Source organism: Salmonella sp. K21076 (assembly GCF_039650795.1).
Lineage (GTDB): Bacteria > Pseudomonadota > Gammaproteobacteria > Enterobacterales > Enterobacteriaceae > Salmonella > Salmonella enterica.
In genome coordinates this window covers 92,936-113,623 of the sequence record NZ_JBCLYA010000003.1, presented here as the reverse complement: position 1 = coordinate 113,623, position 20,688 = coordinate 92,936, and the positions used below count along the sequence as shown (strand labels likewise).

Below are 20,688 nucleotides of genomic sequence, written 5' to 3'. Positions count from 1 at the left end.
CTCACTGTTCAGAGCTTTTTCCACCACGTCCAGCAGGTCTTTTTCTGCTGTTCCATCGCCTTCGCGGCTCAGGACAGTCAGCACCACCTCTGCAGGTGCCGGACTGGTTGCACTGGCATCCGCCACCCGACCGTCGGCGCTTCGGGCATGAAATTCATAAGCGGCAGTTGGCCCCGCAACCGAAAGCCCTTCAAAAGCCGCAGGCACACGCAGGCGTAACGCTTCATCACTTTCCATCACAGCCGCGACGGGCGGCACAGCGTCATTATCAGCAGGCGTCACCGTCAGGCGTTTCACGTTGTAATTGGCAGCGAGCTGGTCCAGATCGCTCCCTATGGCATAAGCCGCCATCACCGCCTGCGCGGCTTCGTTAATGCGCTGGCGCAGAAGCAACTCACGATAAGCGTTCTCCTGCAACAATTTGGTGACGGGTTCAGATTCCAGTTCCAGTGTGCGGCTCACTGCTTCCTGCTCATCTTTCGGATGAAGCGCCACAAATTCTGCCTTGCGTTCGGCAAGCAACGTATCAAAGTCCGGCACATCCACAATCTGCGGCGCAGGCAACTGCGAAAGGTCAATCACTGCCATTCTCTGCTCCTGTTGATACGGAAAGGGAAACAGGTACACCGTTATTACGCCGCCCGGTCAGCTCCACCACCATTGAACCGTCAAAATGGCTGTTGATGGTGATGGAATCCAGCGTCAGCCGTGGCTCCCAGCGACTCAGCGCCACATACACTGCCGACATGACCTGCAGGCGTAATGCCGGATTTTGTGGCTGGTCTATTAGCGACGACAGCAGGGAACCATATTCACGACGAGCAATGCGGCTACCCTGCGGCGTCAGCAGAATGTCCCGCACCGACTGGCGCAGATGGTCAATATCAGTAATGACTTTGCCGCTGGTATTGTTCATCCCGCTATAAAGCGTCATACCGGGCCTCCGGTTGTATCGCCGCCTTTCAGGACGCCAGTATGCTGATGCGCATCAACCACGATCCCGTTAGAACTCATCGCTCCGCCGCCCTGGGTAACGCCACCATTGATCACCACTTCGCTGTTAATGCGCGTGCGGTCAGCCTCCAGTACAAACTCACTGGTTTTCATGGTGATGTTGTCAGCGGCCTCAATGACCATTGATTTGATGCCCCTGACATACCAGCGCCCGGTGGCGGGTTCGTATTCAAACCAGCCACCGTCAGGATGTTCTGTCACGCAGGCGTCTGCCGACGTCGACGGTGGTGCGAACTGATTCGAATAGACAGCGGGCAGCGCAAAGGCAGTTTCCAGATTGCCGCCCAGACTCAGTAGCACCACCTGCTCACCTTCCGATGGTTTCCACCATGTGCGGGCATTACCCGCGCGCAGCGTCAGCCAGTTAATCCAGTTGGTTTCAAGGTCGCCCGTTTTCACCCGACAAAGCCAGTGTTCCCGGTCCACTTCGGTGACTACACCAGTGCGGATCAGATTGGTGATAAGGCGCATGATTTCGGTTAATTGTGCGTTCATAGGGAAAGGTTGCCATCAGGGGAAGAAAGGCGGCAGTGCTGCAACTTGTATCAGTGCTGATACAAAGATCACCCCGCCAGCCATTGCAGAATCATGTCGCGGGTCATTGCCTCAACATCATCATTTACACCCAGCAGGCGACGCTCTGCGTAACGGACCTCCGGTCCTTTGCGACTGACGCGATCACGCAGGCCGTAATGGTGAACACGGGCAATACGCTGCACCTTGCCTTCAAACTGTACACTGGCAGAGTCGGCGCTGGCGGCAGTTTTCAGGTATTTTGTGGTGCGCAGCTTTGCAAACATCTGACGTTTGATGCGCCCTTTCTTGCTGCGTGCTGTTACCCTGCGCGGTTCATAACTGCTGCCATCTGGATTGCGCTGCATCCTGATATTCTGCTGCTGTGTCCGGCGCAGTTCCTGCGCCAGCTGGCGCATCATGCGGCTTCTCGTGGCTGGTTCCAGATTCGCCAGCAAGGCACTCAGCCAGTCGTCCACCTTCTGCAGTTCAGCCACGTTTCACCGTCCACATTTCTTCAGGTTCATCGGGTTCTGCTACAGCTTCAACGCTCGACACACTGCCGTCAGTGCTGACCAGCACACGTTCCGTCAGTTGCAGATTAAGGCTGATATCACAGACATCGTTGCGCAAAATATCCACATCAAAGGTGAATAGCTTTTCCCGTAACGCCGGGTTATTGATGGCATCGGGCTGGTTATCCCGAAGCCACAGTAAAACCGGGGCCATCAGCAGATTCTGGTCGCCGCTGAAATCCTCTATCACCACGTTCAGGGTATAGCGGTACTCCCATGACATGGAGCTGGCCCCCGTGGCAACCAGCGAACCGTTATCCACAAACAGATGCAGTTTGTCCGGGTTATTGCGGACATAAGGCACCGCTTTATTGAGGGCGTGGCGCAGGGATTGTGGTTTGTTCACTGTTTCGCTCCTGACACGCAATAATCATGTCCACTTTGTCTGCACAGACCGCCCAGGCGGCCTCCGTTTCATCCAGCAACGCATTCAGATCACCGTTAGTGCGCGGTGCTGCCTGCTCCAGCCGACACGGCGTCACTCGCGGACAACCACTGACGGTAAGCTGCACCTCCGGTGAGTGCCGGACGTTCCCGCAGCCGGATAATGTCAGCAGGCAAAGGAGTATCAGCCCAGTGGCGTAAATCCTCGTTCTCACGTTTCAGTTCCTCGATCCGGCGTTGTCGTTGTCTCAGCTGTGCGCTGGTCTGTTCTGCTTCGGCATAGAGCCGCGCCTGCTCCCGGTTATTGGTTTCAGTCAGAATGGACAGGCTGATAAGCTGGCTGTTGCTCTTTGCCAGTGCCTGGCTTTTGCTCTGCAGCTCGTCTGCCTGCGTGCTGATGGTCTGGCTGGCATCAGCCAGCCGCCACGTCTGCCAGCCCAGCGCCGCCAGTAATAACGCCAGCACAACCAGCAGCAACCGGTTCATGCTGCTACCTGTTGCGCCATCTGATTACGGGTGATCCAGAAGGCAATAACGGTCAGTAGATAAAAGACCAGGGTAATAGCCCACCCCGTCCAGGCGAGACTTACAACAATCAGCAATCGCATCACCCAACTGGTAAATACGTTTTCTTTTCGGGTAATTGTCTTCAGCAAAGATGCCCTTAACTCCTGCCAGAGCGGGCCATTCTTAATTAACGCAGCCAGTGCTACCGGAATTACCGCCCATGTCAGCAAACAGGCTACCCAAACGCCGGACGCTGCCAGTACCGGAAAAATCCCCTGCGGATACACCATTGCTGCGATTAACAGCGCCATCCATAACATCAGAAACAGTCCGCTGATTAATTTCTTTTTCATTTCAGTTTGCTCCCTGTAAGCACCAGGCCATCTCCCGCGCACGGCGGTTATCCAGCCCCTGATTAAAAACACCTTTCACATAAACCCAGCGCGGCAACTGTCGGCACGCATCCGCCCAGCGCCGCTGATTGAGTAATTTCACCAGTGTGGAACTGCAGGCATTGCCCGTTCCCACGTTGAAGGCAAACGACACCGCAGCGTCATACACCTTCTGCGGCGGCTGTTGCTTCACACACCTTTCCAGCGCCCGCTCCACACGCAGCACGTTGGAGATCAGCCCTTCTGCTGCCTGTCGCTCCGTAATGGTTTTGCCGGGAATGACGCCTGACGTATTACCAATGCCGTCGGTCCAGACACCCGCGCTGCACTGATACGGCTGCAGACGACAACCTTCGTAATCGGCAATCAGTTTCAGCCCCTCCACGGAGGTGTGAAGCTGCTGAAAACCCGGCAGCGTGGCAGCAATAGCCAGCACGGCCCCGACAAGGCAGCGTTTAACGATTGATGGATTCATAGTCCTCCCGCGAGATCTGCCCGTCGCGCAGAAGCTGGTAGGCTTTGTGTTTGTAGTACCAGTTGATAGCCAGCATCAGCACACCAATCATCAGGCCGCCCAGCGTTGAGGCATCCTTGATGGACAAATCGCCCAGCCAGGCCAGCACGACGGCGATGCAATACGTGATAAAGGCGCTGATTCGCTCAAGCGTCATAATTCAGTCCCATAGCTGGACGGTCTGCACGGTGGTGGTGGTCGGAATGTCCGGCAGCTCCACCTGCAGCCCGTGAGGTAAAAAGGGGCCGTATTCGGCAAGCCCCGGATTTGCCTTCAGTACCTGCTCCGTGACACCCTGCGTGCGCCCGTAATGACGCCAGCAAAGCGCGTCCACCGTGTCATACTGATGCGCACGCACTTTCATCAGATAAGCTCCACTGTGCAGTGCGGCGCATCCTGCACCCGGCTGATGGCCCAGCGGGCGTCACGCCACAAATCACCGCTGGCTTCTGCCAGTTCTTCGCCCCGCTTCACACCGGATGCCGTGGCGTCATAGTCCTGGTAACGTTCGTTGAGCATGGCGCGTGCCCAGCAGTAAACCGCGTTGAAATAGTGCTGAATGCGCTCGCTTTTGCCGTCCAGTTGTTCCGCCGGGACTTCTGCCAGCGAGGCATACCCCAGCATCTGCTGGCGTCTGCGAAACTCATACAGCTCTGCGTTGACCTCCGAAATTGCCGACAGCGCAACCTGCTTTAAACGCGGCTGCGTCACCGTGCCATCAGTGCGCATCATGCTGCGAAACTCCGACAGGTCCACATCAGGCCAGAACGGCGTATTTCTGATGATTTCCGCCTGTTCCGGTGCCTGTTCTGGCGCAACAAACTTCATGCTGCTTTCTCCTGAAATAAAGGGCGGTGGACGGGGTTTTGATGTGGCAGTGCCTTTCGCCACCCCGTGCCGCCCGTGCGCGGGGGCACGTTCTGTCAGCGGCTGTCATTGCGCAGTCTGCGCTCCAGCTGCTGTTTGTCTTTTTTCACGCCACAGCGGGGATCGAGCTGTAACGCATGGTTGAGATGATTAAGGGCGGAAGCCGGATTGCTTTCACTCAGAACAGCGCCAATCGCTTTATGCAGACGCGCCCGTGACTGGTCCGGCATATCCAGACCGTCTGTCAGCTCCAGCGTCTGCAGCAACAGATCGGCATCAAAGCCGGTGGCGGCAAGCATTGCGCTCTGCGCTGCATCTGCCATTTCCTCTGCCAGCACGGTCTGCACATTGCGGTTACCCAGCGGCATCACCCAGCCATGACGCAGGGCATGACGCCCGATCTCCAGCGCCCCGGCATAATCTCCGGCATCAATGCGCCACAGCATCACGTACATCAGCACGTCATCCTGTTGAGCGCCTCCGGCAGCCAGGACGCCCTCCGCCCAGGCGGCATATTTCGGCAGCAGCTCCACCTTTATTTCCGCTTTTTTGACCGTGGACTGAACGCCCTTGAGACGGCGGCGGTCTTCCGCCAGTTGCAGCAGCATCAGGTCATAGCCAGATGCGTGGCGAACGCTGCCGCCCTCGCGGGCGGCCTGTTCAGCCTGAACGCGCAGGCGATGCTGCCGTGCGGGACTCAGGCTCATAGGTTACGCTCCGGCTTCTGCTGCAGCGGCGCTGAAATCGCCAATCTGGATGTTTTCCACCAGTGCGGCGCAGCGGTAGTCCTCAACCACATAGGCTTCGTTAACGGATTCAAAGTTTTCAATCCGGTCACGTTTCGGGTTGTCGATAACTGAACGGCGGCGGGTGCCTTCCTGCCAGTAGATGGACAGGTTATCCAGACGGGTGATTAGCAGCGCATTCGGCGGGAAGAACGGCGCACGCACGGCCTGCAGGCCACCCATGCGTTTCTGACTGATGATCATATCGGCAGCCAGTTTTTCACTGTTTTCCTGCTCTTTGTTGACCAGCGGGAAATACTTGTCAGACAGCAGTTCACGCCCGCAAATAACCACCAGATCGTCATCGTCCTGGTAAACCACGTCGATAAGCTCATTGACGGCATCCATCACTACGGCGTCTAGGTTGGCATATTCGCCACCTTTCCCGACTTTCACCGCACCCGGTGTAGTTTCACCGCCCGTGGTGGTGCTGCCCATGACGTGATCCGGTGCATCCTCACGGATTTTCTGCAGCCAGCCTTTATTCACATCCTGCAGCAGCGGGTTTTCGCTACGGTTGGAGGTTTTCGCACGCTTCACGCCGTTAAAGCCGATCATGATGCGGTCCAGTGCCTGACGTTTCACGATGGCGTCACGGATACGCACCTGGAAATCCTGAAACTTCGCCCACAGGTCCAGCTTCGCGTAGGTCAGCACCGTGTCAAAGTTAGTCTGCTCGCATTTATATTCCACATCGACCATCAGCGTCGGATCGACAGGTTCACGCTCTTTCGCGGTGGTATCAGTGGTTCCGGCAATGGTGCTGCCAACACCCAGCCCCAGCAACTGACCGGACTGCTCAGTCACTGGCGTGACGTTAATCAGTGTCAGGAAAGCGGCGGACTGCTGGATCTGGTCTTCCAGCGTCTGCTGCACGGACGGTTCGACGGTGAACTTGCTGGACAGTTCTTCAACTGCAACACCGTTCAGACGCGCCAGCTGCTGCAGGTAAGCGTTAAAAGCAAAGCGGGTATTCTTCTTCATCGGGTTTTGTGCTCCATCAGCAATTGGTCAGAGTGTCAGCGGGGGCGTTACCGCCTGTTGCACGCTGGCGGTAGTCCTGGCGGCTGTCTTCATGACTCAGCTTATTCACCAGTTCGTTAAAGGCTGTCTGCTGTGCCTGCAGGGCAGTCTCCAGCTCAGACAGACGTTCTTCCTGCTCAGACAGGGATTTTTCGGTGCGTGCGCTCAGGTTTTGCTGCTCAGTGGCGACCAACTCCACGGCCTTATGCACATCAGAGAACCGGGCATCGTCGGACTGCTCTTTTTTGGTGAACAGTGCCGTGACGCGGGCAAACAGGGACAGCTTGTCCTCCTGGATTTCTTCCAGTTCGATCACCGTTTCCTCTGCGGCGGTAAAGAGATTGGCGGGATTCTGCTTGCGGTTTGCCAGCGGGTTATGGGCTGCACTGGCGCTGAATGTCAGCATTTCAGTGCCCAGACTGGCAGGGTCATCAGTGGCAGCCAGGCCGACCAGGTAGGCTTTGCCCGTATCAGCGAACTTCGGGCTGACTTCCATAGAGGTGAATAATTTCTGGCCTTTTTTCACCAGCTCCACCAGGGACTCCGTTGGCTCAACGTCGGCATACAGTGCCATCTTGCCCGCCAGCGGACCTTCCGTGATTTCTTCAGCAAACAGCGCCGTCACCTTGCCGTAGCGGTTAAAGGTGCTGTCCGGCAGATAAGACTTGATGTGCTCAAGGTTAATCAGCGCGGTATACACCGCCGGATTGTAGCTGGCTGCCATCTGTTCCAGCCATTCACGCTGGATTTCGCGTCCGTCGGTAGTGGCACCTTCCACCCCGATGCGAAAACGCTTTGCTTTCACTGTCATGAGCCGTGCTCCGTTAGAAAAAACTTACTGGAGCCTTATGGTTGCGGTGATGGGGGCAGTGAAACAATGCGCGGTATTTGTACCGACAACCACACAAACCGCAGGCGGGGAAAGCCTTCATTCAAGGCTGTAGGTTTGTGCCATGAACACCACACTGACACCCGCAGATCTCGATCCCCGTCGGCAGGCCATGCTGCTGTACTTTCAGGGATACCGCGTAGCCCGCATTGCTGAAATGCTGGGCGAGAAAGTTGCAACCGTTCACAGCTGGAAAAAACGCGACAAGTGGGGTGACTATGGGCCGCTGGATCAGATGCAGCTCACCACCGCCGCACGCTACTGCCAGCTCATTATGAAGGAGCACAAAGAAGGGAAAGATTTCAAAGAGATTGACCTGCTGGCGCGCCAGTCGGAACGCCACGCGCGGATCGGCAAGTTTAACAATGGCGGCAACGAAGCCGACTTAAACCCTAACGTCGCCAACCGCAACAAAGGCCCACGCCGTCAGCCGGAAAAGAACGTTTTCACCGATGAACAGATTGAGAAGCTGGAAGAAATTTTCCATTCCTCCATGTTCAACTACCAGCGCCACTGGTGGGAAGCCGGAAAAACCAACCGCATCCGCAACCTGCTGAAGTCACGCCAGATCGGCGCGACCTTTTACTTTGCCCGTGAAGCCCTGATTGACGCCCTGCTTACCGGACGTAACCAGATTTTCCTTTCCGCCAGTAAGGCACAGGCCCACGTCTTTAAACAGTACATCATCGACTTCGCCAAAGAAGTGGAGGTGGAGCTGAAAGGCGATCCGATGGTGCTTCCCAACGGGGCCACGCTTTACTTCCTCGGCACCAATGCCCGCACGGCCCAGAGTTACCACGGCAACCTGTATCTGGATGAATATTTCTGGATACCGAAATTCCAGGAGCTGCGCAAAGTGGCTTCCGGTATGGCTATTCACAAAAAATGGCGACAAACCTATTTTTCCACGCCATCCAGCCTTACACACAGTGCTTATCCGTTCTGGTCCGGTGCGCTGTTTAACCGTGGGCGCAACAAAGCCGATAAGGTGGACATCGACCTGTCCCACAACAATCTGGCCCCCGGCTTGCTGTGCGCAGACGGGCAATACCGCCAGATAGTCACCGTGGAAGATGCGGTGCGCGGCGGCTGTAACCTGTTCGACCTCGACCAGCTACGCATGGAGTACAGCCCGGACGAATACCAGAACCTGCTGATGTGCGAGTTCGTGGACGATCTCGCGTCCGTGTTCCCGCTCAGCGAACTGCAGGCGTGCATGGTGGACAGTTGGGAAGTCTGGACCGACTTTCATGCACTGGCCCTGCGCCCGTTTGGCTGGCGCGAGGTGTGGATCGGTTATGACCCGGCAAAAGGTACGCAGAACGGCGACAGCGCCGGATGCGTGGTGGTGGCACCGCCAGCCGTGCCAGGCGGTAAGTTTCGCATTCTTGAGCGTCACCAGTGGCGCGGGATGGACTTCCGCGCCCAGGCTGATGCAATCAAAAAACTGACCGAGCAGTACAACGTGACCTATATCGGCATTGACTCGACAGGCGTCGGTCACGGGGTTTATGAGAACGTGAAAGCGTTCTTTCCTGCCGTCCGGGAGTTTGTCTACAACCCCAACGTTAAAAACGCTCTGGTACTCAAGGCCTACGACATTATCAGCCACCGCCGTCTGGAGTTTGACGCCGGACACACCGACATAGCGCAGTCATTTATGGCAATCCGTCGCGCCACCACCGCCAGTGGCAACCGCCCGACCTATGAAGCCAGCCGCAGCGAAGAAGCCAGCCACGCCGATCTGGCCTGGGCAACAATGCACGCACTGTTTAACGAACCACTGCAAGGCGAGTCCGCCAATACCAGTAATATTGTGGAGATTTTTTGATGGGAAAGCGTAAGAAAAACCGCGCAGCGGCGATGAATCAGATCCAGCATAAAAGCCAGACTTCAGCCGAAGCATTCAGCTTCGGCGATCCCGTTCCTGTTCTGGACCGCCGCGAATTACTGGACTATGTGGAATGCGTACAGATGGACCGCTGGTATGAGCCACCAGTGAGTTTCGACGGACTGGCGCGAACCTTCCGCGCCGCCGTGCATCATAGCTCACCGATTGCGGTGAAATGCAACATTCTGACCAGCACCTACATCCCTCACCCGCTGCTCAGCCAGCAGGCTTTTTCACGTTTTGTGCAGGACTATCTGGTATTTGGTAACGCCTACCTGGAGAAACGCACGAACCGGTTCGGTGAAATTATCGCCCTTGAGCCTGCTCTGGCAAAATACACCCGACGCGGGTTAGACCTGGATACCTACTGGTTTGTGCAATACGGTATGACAACCCAGCCGTATCAGTTCACGAAAGGCAGCATCTTTCATCTGATGGAACCCGATATCAACCAGGAGATCTACGGCCTGCCCGGCTATCTTTCTGCCATTCCGTCAGCCCTGCTCAACGAGTCCGCCACGCTGTTCCGACGCAAATATTATATTAATGGCAGCCATGCAGGATTCATAATGTACATGACCGATGCCGCTCAGAACCAGGAGGATGTGAACAACCTCCGCAACGCGATGAAAAGCGCCAAAGGTCCGGGCAACTTCCGCAACCTGTTTATGTACTCGCCTAACGGCAAAAAGGACGGGCTTCAGATCATCCCGCTGTCAGAAGTGGCGGCAAAGGATGAGTTTCTGAACATCAAGAACGTAAGCCGGGACGACATGATGGCGGCGCATCGTGTGCCACCGCAAATGATGGGGATTATGCCGAATAATGTTGGGGGGTTTGGGGATGTGGAGAAGGCAAGCCGTGTATTCGTCCGAAATGAGCTAATGCCACTACAAAAGCGATTACAGGAGATGAATGATTGGCTTGGCAAGGAGGCGATACAGTTTAATACCTACTCGCTAGATATAGTCCCATAATAAGAAAAGCCACCGTTTGGTGGCTTTTCTTCATTTACTCAATAGGTTCAAACTCATCCTGAGGAATCAGCGTCGATTGACAGGCTTGGCTTAGTACTCCTGATAATTTACATAATAACCGATAGTTATGAGGAGCATCATCGCTAATCTTTTCGACCGTTAAAGTGATTGATTTTGGATCATCCAATAACATCTTCTTGATATCATTACTTAAATACCTAGGGCAGTAACCAACGATTTCAGCTGGTTTATCTGCACGAACGACAACAGCATCCCCATCGTATTCATTTTGAAGATCCAAGCAAAGACGCAAAATTTGCCCCGGTTTCAATTCAGATACACGAGCATTAGCTAAGCTATTTAAGTAACCAAGTCCATGTAAGAAGAAAAAATGCTCAAAGTTACCATCAGAATCAACATCAATTTTTTTGAAAATCTGCAGCTGATCAGTGCTTCGTAAGCCTCCCGAGCGAGCAAGAATATCGATAGGATTTACCTTATCTTCTTCAAATCCAAGCCATTTAATGAAACTCGGATACTCTGGACGTCTCGGTGATAAAAGGCGATTTTTAAAAAGAGGAAACAATTCTTCCGAAACATAAGTTTCACGAACATCACTCATGCCGCTAAACTTTGTAAATTTAGTAGATTTAAGAGCACCTTTGGTATACCTGAAAACATACCCCGATTTGCGCTCTTGCAAGTTACCAACAACATGCCAGTCTCTGGTATCTGGTGCCTGCCATGCGACGTAAACGGAGTTTGTATTAGTCATTCTAGTAACCTTCTGCGATTTTCCATTACCATTAACGTTGCAAATCTACGTGCACTGTCGGATATACACGATGAAGGCACTTGGTTAAACACATCTGTAATGGAATCTTCTGTTAAAACGCTCAACTTACCTAACCAATGGTCGCGAGCGGCAACTCTCCCTTCAACTGCATGTTGAAATGCTTCAACGGTCAGCAAGGGCTTTTTATCAGTTTTTGCTTTGAATAGCTCAGAGCGAGCTTTTCTTACAAAACATGGGATTTGTCGATTTTTATCTTTAGTATTAAGCCGTTCGTTACGCTCATCATCTAACATCTCCCTTCCTAAACTAGCGGCATGATCGTATGTTGGACACAAAAACTGCTCACCAGTTTCATTGTTAAGCATGATCGCCCAATTTTCATGATGGCGATCTTGATTACTCACAAGTGCATCGAGCATCAAAAATCCACAAAATACATCTGCTGCATTTAGCCCGGTTAGATCATATACACTCGGAGGAGGCTTGATAGATTCCCTATCTAAACAACCCAATACCCTTGTGACAGTGTGTTCTCTGACCCTTACCGGCTTTTCCCCGGCTTGTAAAGGCCCAGGATAATCGAATGTCGAACTGTGAAGCACTTCATTTCCCATTACCATCCGGAAACCAGATGGAATGATATTCTGAGTCACCACACCGAATCGACCATTGTATCGCGCCAAATCATAGCTAGCATGTGGAATGTTAAGCAAATGACATAACTCAGCAGCACACTTTTCAGACCAATGCTCGCCAGTACCTAGCCTAGAGTACTTAAACAACTGCAAATTTACAGTGTCATCGGAGAAATAGAACCAAAACTTCTCTTTGGTTCCTAACTGTTCAAGATCGTTAGCTACGGGGCTAAGCTCTACCAATTGGTATGGCATCTGACATCCCTGTTTAGCGGATTATGAATAAGTTAGGTTCCATTTTATCCAAACATTGTCAAATACTCTAAGATTTATTAGATGATAGAGCGATACTGTATGCATGTCCAGCAATCAAATCAATATATAACTCTTATATGACTTAGCGCGCGCTCGTATCCCCGCCACGCCTGCCCGCTTTATGTAGTGGTTTTCATGCACCTGCATGACATGAGCAAAAGCCCGCCAGTTCTGGCATGTCTTAGCCAAACCGATCCTCAAACGATCATGCGAACTCATGCAGCATAGACATGCATGACATGAAAATCGGTCAAACTTTGAAACCAGTCATAAATATGAGCCAGCTTAATACACACTAAATAGCTGCGTCTAATACTGCTACACCTGCCGTTTACTGACATGTGGCATGTCGCGTAAGGGCAACATACTGTAGGCCAGATACAGCAGGATCAGGCGAAGAAAACGGCCCCACGCCTTACCCAGCAAGGGCTAACCGAAGTGGAGCATTATTCCGCGCAGTTATTTAGTGTCAGCTCTTTTGAGCTAAAATCAAGTTTCAACATGAGGGTCTGCGCAGGCTTTCTCATCCCGCTAATTTATACAGCACACCTATATGGCTATGAGTTTGTCATGCCAGCTAATCCTGTTAGGATTAGCCTTGTTTTTTTACGATTGGGATAGGGATATGAAGAAATTAACTGGCGTAATTGCTTTTGCTCTGCTGCTTACTGCTTGTGACAAACCGAAGATCGATGCATCAAGCGATCAGTCGATGAAAGAGTCCATTCAAAAAGTAAGAGAGTCCTTACCTGCAGATAAAAAAGCTCAGTTTGATGATGCAGTTAAAGTCGTTGCCTTTAGCCAAATCAACATGAGAGAGCTAATGCAGGCTGGAACGTCTTCTGGGGACGTCTACGAAACAAAAATTAAGTCAGCGTTGGAAGGTAAAACTGGTGATGAGGTTATAAATTACGCACAAACTATTCGCCTTGAGCGTGAGAAGAGAGAGAAAGAACAGGCTCTGCAAGAAATAAAAGAACTGGAAGCCAAACAAACCTCTGCAACACAGGCTGCGGAAAAAATGAAAGCCTTCAAGGTCGAACGTTCCCGTTTTTATTTCCAGAAAGAGGATTACGGCAATGATCAGCCAATTCTGGATATTAGCGTTGAAAACGGAACAGACAAAGCGGTTGCCAGAGTATTCTTCAAAGGTGTTATTGCCAGCCCAGGAAGAAGCGTCCCTTGGTTCTCTGACGTCTTCAACTATAAAATTTCTGGAGGTCTGGAACCAGGTGAGAAAGCCAACTGGAAATTAGCCCCTAATAGATACTCTGATTGGGGAAAACTTAAAGTTCCGGCTGATGCTATATTTACCGTCACAGTCATTGGCCTTGAAGACGCAGATGGGAAATCGATCTATGGTGACGCCGAGTTTTCAGAACGCGATGCTGACAGACTGAATCAACTTAGAGATAAGTACCTTTCTAAATAATCGAAATTAAATCTACTTCAGCATAGTCCCTGAGAATATATATCAGGGACTACCAAATCACGGCAGATACCCCTTAGTTAAATAATGCTAAACGCTTAGAAAGAGACCATGAAACGTATAACTTTCTCCTTTACGTTAGTAGCAATCATCATAGCCTTGGCTGGATGTGCTTTGCCAGATAAAGACGGCGACTTCGGAGCTTATGTTCATACCTGTCAGCAATATGCATACGGAAAATCCTATGCCTTTGAGAATAGAGACTTCGCGTATAAGGTCTGTAAGGACGCGGCGAAACTGTGGAGTGACGAAGTTCCTGGCTATGTCATCAGGCAAATTCAACTACATCCTGAAATACCCAGCGAAGAAATTAAATATGCAGCCATGGCCGGCTCTTTGGGGAACAACTAAATCAACTTATGAGAAAGGGGCTTAATGCCCCTTTTCGGTTCCCTTATCAAGTCCTAACGAAACAAGCTCAACTGATTACATCCATCGACCTACTGTATTCATGGCTTCGAATTTTCGCCATCAACTCATCAGTCAATTCAGAAACCCACTGCAGAGCCAGCCCCTTCTCTTCATCGCTACACTCACTAGCCGCTACAAGCTTAAGAAAAAAATCAATGCGCTGGAGCTTCAAAGACTCCAAAAAATAGTCCTGCATCTTTCCTCCTATAACACCATACGCAATACTGTACATATAACCACTGTTTATATTTACAGTATATAATAATCTTACTGATGTAAAACGTTTTTTTACGTTCATCAGCCTGATATGCCTGGTATTATTAAGAGCACGAATTGTTAACCCGCGTAATTAATACAGATCCCGCCACTTATCATCTTCCTGCAAACGCTGGTTCCGATAGAAGATACGCAGGCCTGCTCCTGACGGAATACTGCCGCCACGAAGCAGTAAATCGACTTCTTTCTCGCTGCCATCAAATCCTCTGGACTTCAGTTCATAGACGAGCTGCTGACGCTGATGCTCTGTAATTCGCTGTTTGTGGTCTTTACGCCGTTTCGGTTTAACCAGGCGTAATCTTGCTGCCAGTTCCCGGTGCTCTTTTTTGCCCATACTGTGCAGGTAATCGTGCAATTCCTTGTCATCCATGCAGGTAATGTCCGTTCTGGTATCCCCATCTGCTGATTTATCTTTCTCATGTTGGTTCAAATTTTCAGCAAGGGGACAGTTATTGCCACGAGTCCAAGGGGCGCAAGCGCCCTGGTCGGCTGCCGCCTCCTGAACGTCAACGGCCTTACGAACCATTTTCCACTTCACCGCATGAGTGCAGATCTTGCCCTCTGCAATGGGTGACCAGATGCCATAAATACGAATACCGTGATCGCCATATGCGGTCGGTTCTTCGTTGATTTCATAAGCAGTTCTGATGAGGTGATATTTGCGGGGAACCAGTACGCCGCCCTGCTTCATGATGTAGGTGGCAAAACAACCAGCATCAGCAGCAGCCAGGATTGCATCAAGGCGCGGGTTATCCAGTACCGGCGCACCTGCTTTTTTGTCCCCCTGTTGCCTTGCCGCCTGACCAGCCAGCAATCGCAGTTCACGGTAAGCCTGACGCCCCGGAATGCCAAAGAAGCGGAATTGCTGAACACGATGCAGAGACGCCCAGGCATTAACGTATTCAGCGTTATCACGCAGGGATTTACCCGTTTCCTTGCTGATCTCGCCAGCCAGACCACGCCCGTCAATGTTCTTACTGATGTATTTCGCGATGTAGCTTGTTGGCGTACCTTTGCGCGGGTTTATCAGCTCAGACTTAAAGCGTGGTCCCGTGTTATTACCCAGCTCCTCGCGGTCTTCACGAATGGCAAACTTACGCAACAAAGCAGTAATGGTGCGGCGATCTTTTTTGCGCATAAAACACAACAGGTGCCAGTGAACTGTACCGTCATGATGCGGCTCAGCCACCCGCACGCCATACCAGCGCAATCCGGCTTTGTGCATCGCCTTACGAAATGCAGCAAACATGCCGACCAGATAATCACTGCTTTGTCTTACCGTCGTATTTGTCCAGGTCGGGTTGGGCCTGCCGTTATTTAGCGTGGAATGGAAACGTGACGGACAGGTGATGGTGTAGAAAACGGCGCAGTCACCGCGCATTTCCGCGATAAGCTCCAGACCTTTAACACAGGCCATCATCTCATTGCGGCGATGCGCAGGGTTGCTGCTGCTGGCGTTTACCACATCCTCCATGTCCAGCGTGTCGCCGTCTTCGTTCACCAGTTCATGAGAACGGAAAAACTCCAGCGACTTACGGCGCTGCTCACGTTTATGCATCATGGCTTCATAGCTGACATAGGGAGATGCTTTTTTGCTGACCAGGCAAACAGCACGCAACTGCTCTTCCCGCCATTCGCAACGCATCTTCCATAATTTCCGGTACCACCAATCGGCGCACAACATACGCGCCAGCGAACCCGGAATGAGTTCATAGGGCACGGGTTTACGGCGGTTTCTTTTCCGGCGGAGTTGCTCAAACGCAGGCGGTATGACATCCAGTCGCAGGGTTTCTGCTGCCACCTTTTCCCATGTCTTGCGGATTTCTTCTGGCTTAACGTCATCGGTGGCATACAAATCGCCACAAGCTGCATCAAGGCACATGCTCATATGCGCAGCAACAAGGGTGGACAGGCGTTTCACCTGATCCTGACTCATTTCAGGCAGAATCAGCAGGCCGTCCAGCCCTTCATGGCTTGCCATAAAGCGAAAAGAAGTGGATAGCTGACTGTCGCGTACATGCTCCAGCCGTTCCAGACATGGCTTAATCGTCTCACGTAAATAGCGGGAATAAGCCTTTGGCCTGCCAAGGCTGCTGAAGTATTCAATACGTTGCATCAGCGGCCTGCTGATATGGGAAGGCTGGGCGTTAACGTCTGCCAGAATGACCATGTCCGGGTTAAAACGCTGCTGCTCATGCGCCAACTTTGCCCGGCTAATGAACTTATCCTGCTCCATTTCGCGCTGGACAGGATCACGGGATTCATTAAAGAAATAACGCTCCCAAACCTGATCACTCAGTGCCTCGCGGCGCAGTTGTTCCTGCTCGTTATCGGCAGCGTACAGAGTGATCAGGTTTGAAAGCGCAGAAACCGGCGCAACTTCCGCCAGGTCCAGATAAGGGTTAATAGCCTTTTTCGGGCTGTTCCATGAGAATGCTGCGGCGGCCTCGTTAAAGCCGCTGCAGTTGTTCATATCAGCATGGCTCATGCACGCACTCCGTACACGGCAGAACTATCCACGCCACGCGAAGGATCAAATCCCACCCAGCAGCGCGCCCCAGAAACAGCGATGATTTCTGTTGCAGATTTACTCTCGCCAGCCGACACGCCGATGCTGCGTTTTGCCTTGATGTAGTGGTGAGTGAAATTTCGATACAGCGAACGGATCAGGGATGTGTCACTGTTAGAAACAATGACTGGATGACCTTCTGATGATCGATATTCAAGAACAGATGCCAGGTGATACTGGTCATCTTCAGTGAAGCCGTTAGTGTGATAGCCGGAAAACGTACCGTCATAAGGCGGATCGCAATACACCACATCCCCCACCTGCAGCATCGCCAGCGTTTCATCAAAGCTGGCGCAGATAAACGTTGCTTGCTGGGCTTTCTCTGCAAATGCGCGAATTTCTTTTTCAGGGAAATACGGATTTTTATAATTACCGTATGGAATGTTGAAATGCCCGCTCTTGTTATAACGACATAACCCACGGTAACCATGACGATTGAGATACAGGAAATATACCGCTTTCATGAAATCAGTAATTTCAGTTGAGTAATTAAACTCCTGCCTTATGTTGTAATAAGCCACCTCCCTGTTTGCGATCTCAAATAAAACTCTGGCGCGAGATATAAACGATTCACAATCAGCGGCAACCTTTTTATAGAGGTTGATTAAATCAGGATTAATATCCGCAACCAGATAGCTGGGATAATCCGTCTCCATCATCACAGCACAGGAACCCGCGAAAGGTTCAACCAGTCGCGGGCCAGCAGGAAGATGTTTTTTCAGTTCGGACATTATGGCAGTTTTATTTCCCGCCCATTTCAGGATGGTGCTCATACAGCACCTCCGTTGTAATGTTTGCCTTTCAGCTCTGCGATTTCCTGACAGGTAATGCAAAGCTGCACACCCGGAATGGCACGGCGGCGTGCTGGCGGAATTGGCGCTTCACACTCAATGCAAAGCACGCGGGACACGCCCGGCGTTTTGGCACGGGCAGCACGGATATGGCGTTGGCGTTCTTCTTCAACGCGCTGCTGTACGAGATCCATTGCATCAGCCATTAGTGGATCTCCTGCGCTTCGTTCTGGATTGCTTCAGCAGTCACACGAAGCAGTTCTGCCGCTTCGACGTGGGTTAGCTGGCGGGATGTGATATGACACGCCAGGCTATCAAGGCGAGCTACCATTGCTTCAGCCCTTGCCCGGCGTTCTTCCAGACGAGCCTCTGTCAGTAAAATATTAAGCCCTGCGTCATCCGGTCCGGTTTTGGTCGAGAGGGTTTCAATATTACGCATAATCAATTCTCCTGAATTTAGATAAAGGGATGCCCGGCGGGTTTACGCCATTAATTTCATTAGTTGGTTAATTCGGCATGGTTAGCCGTCTGGGAAATAAGCTCACCACTGCACGAAAATGATTCATTGCTTTAATCAACTCCCGCTTTTCGTCAGTGGTCAGCTCATTAATGCTGATGCTATGACGTTCAGCTGGAATTTTTGCCATAAAGAATATGGCAGCCAGTGCCCGTTTATTTTGTTCGTTATTGATATCCCGTGGATCACGCATATCTTTAATAAACCGCTCAAGCTCTGACTCAATATTCAGGCCAAATACTTTCGCCCTTAATTCCGCAATGTGATTAAGTCCATTCAGGCGTTCTCCGGGGCTTAATGGAACAGTCGCCGCAGCGCCATTAATTGCCATACTTCATATCCCCCAAACGCACCTATCGTTCTTTGTTCTTACGGTAACGCTCAAAGGGAGATACATTTTTTCGTACCGTCTCTTTAACCTGCTCTCCCCGTAAAAACGTCCCATCCTTTAGCGTGAAAAAGTAACTGCCATCGCCCGACAACGACGGATAACAACAGAGCAAATCATCTTCAGGTACTGAATAACTCTCCCCTCTGTAACAAAACTGATAAACCACTTCACTTTCCGCTGCATACATTTTGACTTTCTCCGTTTCCTCGTGGTCAATTCAGACAGCAATTCATCTTGTGAATGACATGGATGCCAGCGTTTTCCATCCTCACCCATGATCCAGCCGTGACCGTAGTGCATTGCCGGGCTTTGCTTTACCAGCAGCGATGCAAATGATGGTTCTTTCGTCAGCATAAGCACCTCACAGCAAACCGAATGAAGCACCGAGGCCGGTCACGGTATCAACTGCACTCGCCATCGCAGGGTTAGCCTGTAAACGGGCCTGCAATGAAACAGCAGCCAACGCCATCAGTCGTGTTACAGAGTTAATGCTGCTGATAGCATCACGACGACCTGCACTGGTTTTTACATCGCCAGATACCGCACCTGCAGCAACACGCCCGATCTCTGCGGTTGCACTCATGACGTAATGTGGCAGTTTCTCTTTTGCCACCTCATTAATCGGTACACATGGCAGACAATGAATCTGTGCCAGAAAACCATCTACCAGCGTTGAATCTTCAGTCAGATCGGTAAGCAGCCAGATTTCTGGTGCGGTTAATAGATGAGGCTGAGCTGGGTTCAGCTTGTTCCGCAGAATCTGCACATTCATGCCTGCACGTTCTGCCAGTTGCACCAGATTGTGGCGCAGTGCAAATGCACGACAGGCTTCATCAAAATGTGGATGTTTGGAAACTTGGTAATCAAACATGGTCAATGCCTCTGATGTATTTCAGAATCGAACTAATTAAGGTTTAGATTGCATTCTGAAAGCGCATCAACGGTCATGGCTGCTATGTTGATCATCACTTTTTCGCGTTTTTTATCTTTGCGCAAACGGTGACAGATAAGGCGTCCGTCAGCCAACATGTCATTGATGGTATCGATGGACAGCCCTGTCAGCTCGCTATAGCGCTCAATAGTCACATGAGGCGTGGTAAGAGTGATTGAAATGTTAGGTCTCATGATGCAACATTCCTCGTTTAATGATGATTAATCAGGACGAATACGGATCGTTTGTATTTTGTGAACACCATAAACATACGATCGCGCAATGAAATCGTCAAGATAAAAGTTCACTTGGAGTGACCATGAATTTGGAGAAAGGCGGACGAGGCGCTATAGAGCGCATGGTAGAAGCTTATGGATTCAAAACTCGACAGGCGTTGTGCGATCATTTAGGAATCTCTAAAAGTACACTCGCCACACGCTACATGCGTGACTCATTCCCAGCAGAATGGGTAATCCAGTGCGCCCTTGAAACGGGCACCTCGCTTAATTGGCTCACAACCGGACATGGTTCAAAGCAAACTTCAGGTAATACAAATACTATGGAAGTTGCTAAATATGTATTATCTGATGGTGCCTTGCGTGAAGACGGTTTTTATATTTTTGATAAGGGATTTCTACCCTCTACGTTTAAAAAACCTTTTGTCATCACAGATAACAATTCTGAATTTATTTGTGATAAAGAATTTGATGATATACGTGATGGTAAATGGGTAATAAGTATTGATGGCGAAGTAACGATCCGTGACATTACTCGTTTACCCGGTGGAAGAATCTTCGTCGAGGGTGGAAACAGAGCCTTCGAATGTAAGATAGAAGACATTGAAATAATTGGTAAAATTATAAGTTTAACAGTCAAGTATGTTAAATAGTACCGGGAGGAAACTATGCTTGGTAAGGTATTTTTTGTGGTTTTGTCATGTTCTTTGTTATTAAACCCACTAACTACCTATGCTAGAAATTATCCCTGCTCAGGGAAAAAGGGAGGTGTTTCTCACTGTACCTCAGATGGCAAATTCGTTTGCAATGATGGAACTATTAGTAAATCCAAAAAAATCTGTACTAAAAACTCACGATAACTTTTGCTTTTATATCTGCGTCTAAAATAAAAATGAGCCGCAGGTTAACCGCAAAAGTTACATGCTCACATAGCAAAAAGAATAGCCAACTTCATTATGGCTTCAGTGAGATGTATGGTCGTAGGATTTCATACATTGAC

At 51.0% G+C, this 20,688-nt stretch carries 32 protein-coding genes and 1 pseudogene; 6 read left to right on the top strand and 27 right to left on the bottom strand.

All coding sequences use genetic code 11. The features are described from left to right. The 15 genes from AAYN39_RS00990 to AAYN39_RS00920 all read right to left on the bottom strand — a co-directional run. Positions 1-588 (bottom strand): baseplate J/gp47 family protein (locus AAYN39_RS00990; RefSeq protein ID WP_346253931.1); only part of this gene is annotated, 588 nt, incomplete at its 3' end. Further along, a complete protein-coding gene (locus tag AAYN39_RS00985; protein WP_000177595.1) occupies positions 575-934 on the bottom strand; it encodes a GPW/gp25 family protein in 360 nt (119 codons plus the stop codon). The genes AAYN39_RS00985 and AAYN39_RS00990, both read right to left, overlap by 14 nt. Then, the gene (locus AAYN39_RS00980; RefSeq protein WP_000993754.1) at positions 931-1,509 is read right to left on the bottom strand and encodes a phage baseplate assembly protein V; all 579 of its coding nucleotides are present in this window, start codon (positions 1,507-1,509) and stop codon (positions 931-933) included. The genes AAYN39_RS00985 and AAYN39_RS00980 overlap by 4 nt, the downstream gene beginning before the upstream one ends. A 68-nt stretch (positions 1,510-1,577) precedes the next feature. Next, positions 1,578-2,024, bottom strand: a complete 447-nt coding sequence (locus AAYN39_RS00975; RefSeq protein ID WP_000829146.1) for a phage virion morphogenesis protein — start codon at positions 2,022-2,024, stop codon at positions 1,578-1,580. Beyond that, positions 2,017-2,448: a phage tail protein gene (locus tag AAYN39_RS00970; RefSeq protein WP_001039939.1), complete on the bottom strand. Its 432-nt coding sequence runs from the start codon at positions 2,446-2,448 to the stop codon at positions 2,017-2,019. The genes AAYN39_RS00975 and AAYN39_RS00970 overlap by 8 nt, the downstream gene beginning before the upstream one ends. After that, a complete protein-coding gene (gene lysC, locus AAYN39_RS00965) occupies positions 2,411-2,659 on the bottom strand; it encodes an Rz1-like lysis system protein LysC (RefSeq protein WP_223229653.1) in 249 nt (82 codons plus the stop codon). Before lysC ends, AAYN39_RS00970 begins: the two co-directional genes overlap by 38 nt. Beyond that, complete coding sequence (lysB, locus tag AAYN39_RS00960) at positions 2,544-2,972, bottom strand: Rz-like lysis system protein LysB (protein WP_001080928.1); 429 nt, start codon at positions 2,970-2,972, stop codon at positions 2,544-2,546. Before lysB ends, lysC begins: the two co-directional genes overlap by 116 nt. Further along, positions 2,969-3,346 carry a DNZ54_00345 family protein gene (locus AAYN39_RS00955; protein ID WP_000727853.1) on the bottom strand — a complete coding sequence of 126 codons (378 nt, stop codon included), beginning with the start codon at positions 3,344-3,346 and terminating at the stop codon, positions 2,969-2,971. The genes lysB and AAYN39_RS00955 overlap by 4 nt, the downstream gene beginning before the upstream one ends. 1 nt (position 3,347) lies before the next feature. Beyond that, positions 3,348-3,860 (bottom strand): lysozyme, encoded by a 513-nt coding sequence (locus AAYN39_RS00950; RefSeq protein ID WP_001069905.1) that lies wholly within the window; start codon positions 3,858-3,860, stop codon positions 3,348-3,350. Further along, positions 3,841-4,056 (bottom strand): HP1 family phage holin, encoded by a 216-nt coding sequence (locus tag AAYN39_RS00945; protein WP_000171568.1) that lies wholly within the window; start codon positions 4,054-4,056, stop codon positions 3,841-3,843. The genes AAYN39_RS00950 and AAYN39_RS00945 overlap by 20 nt, the downstream gene beginning before the upstream one ends. A gap of 3 nt (positions 4,057-4,059) precedes the next feature. Continuing rightward, complete coding sequence (locus AAYN39_RS00940) at positions 4,060-4,263, bottom strand: tail protein X (protein WP_000868175.1); 204 nt, start codon at positions 4,261-4,263, stop codon at positions 4,060-4,062. After that, the gene (locus AAYN39_RS00935) at positions 4,263-4,727 is read right to left on the bottom strand and encodes a head completion/stabilization protein (RefSeq protein ID WP_000673504.1); all 465 of its coding nucleotides are present in this window, start codon (positions 4,725-4,727) and stop codon (positions 4,263-4,265) included. The genes AAYN39_RS00940 and AAYN39_RS00935 overlap by 1 nt, the downstream gene beginning before the upstream one ends. A 95-nt stretch (positions 4,728-4,822) precedes the next feature. Then, positions 4,823-5,473 carry a terminase endonuclease subunit gene (locus AAYN39_RS00930; RefSeq protein WP_000059191.1) on the bottom strand — a complete coding sequence of 217 codons (651 nt, stop codon included), beginning with the start codon at positions 5,471-5,473 and terminating at the stop codon, positions 4,823-4,825. Between the two features lie 3 nt (positions 5,474-5,476). Then, complete coding sequence (locus tag AAYN39_RS00925; RefSeq protein WP_000742518.1) at positions 5,477-6,535, bottom strand: phage major capsid protein, P2 family; 1,059 nt, start codon at positions 6,533-6,535, stop codon at positions 5,477-5,479. A gap of 16 nt (positions 6,536-6,551) precedes the next feature. Continuing rightward, complete coding sequence (locus AAYN39_RS00920; RefSeq protein ID WP_000216244.1) at positions 6,552-7,385, bottom strand: GPO family capsid scaffolding protein; 834 nt, start codon at positions 7,383-7,385, stop codon at positions 6,552-6,554. A gap of 142 nt (positions 7,386-7,527) precedes the next feature. On the opposite strand from AAYN39_RS00920, the gene AAYN39_RS00915 reads away from it, so the two are divergent. Continuing rightward, positions 7,528-9,294 (top strand): terminase ATPase subunit family protein, encoded by a 1,767-nt coding sequence (locus AAYN39_RS00915; RefSeq protein ID WP_001098422.1) that lies wholly within the window; start codon positions 7,528-7,530, stop codon positions 9,292-9,294. Beyond that, positions 9,294-10,331 carry a phage portal protein gene (locus tag AAYN39_RS00910; RefSeq protein WP_000518064.1) on the top strand — a complete coding sequence of 346 codons (1,038 nt, stop codon included), beginning with the start codon at positions 9,294-9,296 and terminating at the stop codon, positions 10,329-10,331. The genes AAYN39_RS00915 and AAYN39_RS00910 overlap by 1 nt, the downstream gene beginning before the upstream one ends. A 34-nt stretch (positions 10,332-10,365) precedes the next feature. On the opposite strand, the gene AAYN39_RS00905 is transcribed toward AAYN39_RS00910, so the two are convergent. Further along, positions 10,366-11,106 (bottom strand): HIRAN domain-containing protein, encoded by a 741-nt coding sequence (locus AAYN39_RS00905; protein WP_000185757.1) that lies wholly within the window; start codon positions 11,104-11,106, stop codon positions 10,366-10,368. Then, positions 11,103-12,017, bottom strand: a complete 915-nt coding sequence (locus AAYN39_RS00900) for a hypothetical protein (protein ID WP_001146827.1) — start codon at positions 12,015-12,017, stop codon at positions 11,103-11,105. The genes AAYN39_RS00905 and AAYN39_RS00900 overlap by 4 nt, the downstream gene beginning before the upstream one ends. A 685-nt stretch (positions 12,018-12,702) precedes the next feature. Here AAYN39_RS00900 and AAYN39_RS00895 point away from each other — a divergent pair. Both AAYN39_RS00895 and AAYN39_RS00890 read left to right on the top strand, forming a co-directional pair. After that, on the top strand, positions 12,703-13,509 hold the full coding sequence (locus tag AAYN39_RS00895; RefSeq protein ID WP_001580535.1) for a DUF6694 family lipoprotein: 807 nt from the start codon (positions 12,703-12,705) through the stop codon (positions 13,507-13,509). Between the two features lie 108 nt (positions 13,510-13,617). Further along, positions 13,618-13,917, top strand: a complete 300-nt coding sequence (locus AAYN39_RS00890; RefSeq protein ID WP_000822803.1) for a hypothetical protein — start codon at positions 13,618-13,620, stop codon at positions 13,915-13,917. Between the two features lie 67 nt (positions 13,918-13,984). Here AAYN39_RS00890 and AAYN39_RS00885 read toward each other — a convergent pair whose 3' ends face one another. The 10 genes and pseudogenes from AAYN39_RS00885 to AAYN39_RS00840 all read right to left on the bottom strand — a co-directional run bounded on the left by AAYN39_RS00885 (position 13,985) and on the right by AAYN39_RS00840 (position 19,646). Next, on the bottom strand, positions 13,985-14,173 hold the full coding sequence (locus AAYN39_RS00885; protein ID WP_001580533.1) for a hypothetical protein: 189 nt from the start codon (positions 14,171-14,173) through the stop codon (positions 13,985-13,987). 153 nt (positions 14,174-14,326) lie between these two features. After that, a complete protein-coding gene (locus AAYN39_RS00880; RefSeq protein WP_000017503.1) occupies positions 14,327-16,741 on the bottom strand; it encodes a replication endonuclease in 2,415 nt (804 codons plus the stop codon). Next, positions 16,738-17,595, bottom strand: coding sequence for a DNA adenine methylase (locus AAYN39_RS00875; protein ID WP_000104152.1), 858 nt, complete (start codon positions 17,593-17,595; stop codon positions 16,738-16,740). Before AAYN39_RS00875 ends, AAYN39_RS00880 begins: the two co-directional genes overlap by 4 nt. Further along, positions 17,592-17,819, bottom strand: a complete 228-nt coding sequence (locus AAYN39_RS00870; RefSeq protein ID WP_000752613.1) for a TraR/DksA family transcriptional regulator — start codon at positions 17,817-17,819, stop codon at positions 17,592-17,594. The genes AAYN39_RS00875 and AAYN39_RS00870 overlap by 4 nt, the downstream gene beginning before the upstream one ends. Next, positions 17,819-18,052 (bottom strand): DUF2732 family protein, encoded by a 234-nt coding sequence (locus tag AAYN39_RS00865; RefSeq protein WP_001244218.1) that lies wholly within the window; start codon positions 18,050-18,052, stop codon positions 17,819-17,821. Before AAYN39_RS00865 ends, AAYN39_RS00870 begins: the two co-directional genes overlap by 1 nt. A gap of 67 nt (positions 18,053-18,119) precedes the next feature. Next, the gene (locus AAYN39_RS00860) at positions 18,120-18,461 is read right to left on the bottom strand and encodes a DUF5347 domain-containing protein (protein ID WP_000996717.1); all 342 of its coding nucleotides are present in this window, start codon (positions 18,459-18,461) and stop codon (positions 18,120-18,122) included. A 22-nt stretch (positions 18,462-18,483) separates the two neighbouring features. Continuing rightward, the gene (locus AAYN39_RS00855; RefSeq protein ID WP_010989252.1) at positions 18,484-18,708 is read right to left on the bottom strand and encodes a hypothetical protein; all 225 of its coding nucleotides are present in this window, start codon (positions 18,706-18,708) and stop codon (positions 18,484-18,486) included. Positions 18,709-18,719: 11 nt separating this feature from the next. Continuing rightward, a pseudogene (locus AAYN39_RS00850) lies at positions 18,720-18,875 on the bottom strand (phage filamentation protein Fil family protein); the annotation flags it as partial. A gap of 7 nt (positions 18,876-18,882) precedes the next feature. Beyond that, a complete protein-coding gene (locus tag AAYN39_RS00845) occupies positions 18,883-19,392 on the bottom strand; it encodes a phage regulatory CII family protein (RefSeq protein WP_000460893.1) in 510 nt (169 codons plus the stop codon). Positions 19,393-19,424: 32 nt separating this feature from the next. Then, on the bottom strand, positions 19,425-19,646 hold the full coding sequence (locus AAYN39_RS00840) for a hypothetical protein (RefSeq protein WP_001247706.1): 222 nt from the start codon (positions 19,644-19,646) through the stop codon (positions 19,425-19,427). Positions 19,647-19,771: 125 nt separating this feature from the next. On the opposite strand from AAYN39_RS00840, the gene AAYN39_RS00835 reads away from it, so the two are divergent. Both AAYN39_RS00835 and AAYN39_RS00830 read left to right on the top strand, forming a co-directional pair. Beyond that, complete coding sequence (locus AAYN39_RS00835) at positions 19,772-20,341, top strand: phage repressor protein CI (RefSeq protein WP_001047327.1); 570 nt, start codon at positions 19,772-19,774, stop codon at positions 20,339-20,341. Between the two features lie 15 nt (positions 20,342-20,356). Continuing rightward, a complete protein-coding gene (locus tag AAYN39_RS00830) occupies positions 20,357-20,548 on the top strand; it encodes a hypothetical protein (protein WP_000900883.1) in 192 nt (63 codons plus the stop codon). The last annotated feature ends 140 nt before the right edge of the window (positions 20,549-20,688 follow it).

Bases quoted from the DNA above. Each gene is read 5' to 3' on its own strand.
- AAYN39_RS00985 (WP_000177595.1), bottom strand. From the start codon at position 934: ATGACGCTTTATAGCGGGATGAACAATACCAGCGGCAAAGTCATTACT.
- AAYN39_RS00980 (WP_000993754.1), bottom strand. From the start codon at position 1,509: ATGAACGCACAATTAACCGAAATCATGCGCCTTATCACCAATCTGATC.
- lysB (WP_001080928.1), bottom strand. From the start codon at position 2,972: ATGAACCGGTTGCTGCTGGTTGTGCTGGCGTTATTACTGGCGGCGCTG.
- AAYN39_RS00955 (WP_000727853.1), bottom strand. From the start codon at position 3,346: ATGAAAAAGAAATTAATCAGCGGACTGTTTCTGATGTTATGGATGGCG.
- AAYN39_RS00950 (WP_001069905.1), bottom strand. From the start codon at position 3,860: ATGAATCCATCAATCGTTAAACGCTGCCTTGTCGGGGCCGTGCTGGCT.
- AAYN39_RS00945 (WP_000171568.1), bottom strand. From the start codon at position 4,056: ATGACGCTTGAGCGAATCAGCGCCTTTATCACGTATTGCATCGCCGTC.
- AAYN39_RS00940 (WP_000868175.1), bottom strand. From the start codon at position 4,263: ATGAAAGTGCGTGCGCATCAGTATGACACGGTGGACGCGCTTTGCTGG.
- AAYN39_RS00935 (WP_000673504.1), bottom strand. From the start codon at position 4,727: ATGAAGTTTGTTGCGCCAGAACAGGCACCGGAACAGGCGGAAATCATC.
- AAYN39_RS00930 (WP_000059191.1), bottom strand. From the start codon at position 5,473: ATGAGCCTGAGTCCCGCACGGCAGCATCGCCTGCGCGTTCAGGCTGAA.
- AAYN39_RS00925 (WP_000742518.1), bottom strand. From the start codon at position 6,535: ATGAAGAAGAATACCCGCTTTGCTTTTAACGCTTACCTGCAGCAGCTG.
- AAYN39_RS00920 (WP_000216244.1), bottom strand. From the start codon at position 7,385: ATGACAGTGAAAGCAAAGCGTTTTCGCATCGGGGTGGAAGGTGCCACT.
- AAYN39_RS00915 (WP_001098422.1), top strand. From the start codon at position 7,528: ATGAACACCACACTGACACCCGCAGATCTCGATCCCCGTCGGCAGGCC.
- AAYN39_RS00910 (WP_000518064.1), top strand. From the start codon at position 9,294: ATGGGAAAGCGTAAGAAAAACCGCGCAGCGGCGATGAATCAGATCCAG.
- AAYN39_RS00905 (WP_000185757.1), bottom strand. From the start codon at position 11,106: ATGACTAATACAAACTCCGTTTACGTCGCATGGCAGGCACCAGATACC.
- AAYN39_RS00900 (WP_001146827.1), bottom strand. From the start codon at position 12,017: ATGCCATACCAATTGGTAGAGCTTAGCCCCGTAGCTAACGATCTTGAA.
- AAYN39_RS00895 (WP_001580535.1), top strand. From the start codon at position 12,703: ATGAAGAAATTAACTGGCGTAATTGCTTTTGCTCTGCTGCTTACTGCT.
- AAYN39_RS00890 (WP_000822803.1), top strand. From the start codon at position 13,618: ATGAAACGTATAACTTTCTCCTTTACGTTAGTAGCAATCATCATAGCC.
- AAYN39_RS00885 (WP_001580533.1), bottom strand. From the start codon at position 14,173: ATGCAGGACTATTTTTTGGAGTCTTTGAAGCTCCAGCGCATTGATTTT.
- AAYN39_RS00880 (WP_000017503.1), bottom strand. From the start codon at position 16,741: ATGAGCCATGCTGATATGAACAACTGCAGCGGCTTTAACGAGGCCGCC.
- AAYN39_RS00875 (WP_000104152.1), bottom strand. From the start codon at position 17,595: ATGAGCACCATCCTGAAATGGGCGGGAAATAAAACTGCCATAATGTCC.
- AAYN39_RS00870 (WP_000752613.1), bottom strand. From the start codon at position 17,819: ATGGCTGATGCAATGGATCTCGTACAGCAGCGCGTTGAAGAAGAACGC.
- AAYN39_RS00865 (WP_001244218.1), bottom strand. From the start codon at position 18,052: ATGCGTAATATTGAAACCCTCTCGACCAAAACCGGACCGGATGACGCA.
- AAYN39_RS00860 (WP_000996717.1), bottom strand. From the start codon at position 18,461: ATGGCAATTAATGGCGCTGCGGCGACTGTTCCATTAAGCCCCGGAGAA.
- AAYN39_RS00855 (WP_010989252.1), bottom strand. From the start codon at position 18,708: ATGTATGCAGCGGAAAGTGAAGTGGTTTATCAGTTTTGTTACAGAGGG.
- AAYN39_RS00845 (WP_000460893.1), bottom strand. From the start codon at position 19,392: ATGTTTGATTACCAAGTTTCCAAACATCCACATTTTGATGAAGCCTGT.
- AAYN39_RS00840 (WP_001247706.1), bottom strand. From the start codon at position 19,646: ATGAGACCTAACATTTCAATCACTCTTACCACGCCTCATGTGACTATT.
- AAYN39_RS00835 (WP_001047327.1), top strand. From the start codon at position 19,772: ATGAATTTGGAGAAAGGCGGACGAGGCGCTATAGAGCGCATGGTAGAA.
- AAYN39_RS00830 (WP_000900883.1), top strand. From the start codon at position 20,357: ATGCTTGGTAAGGTATTTTTTGTGGTTTTGTCATGTTCTTTGTTATTA.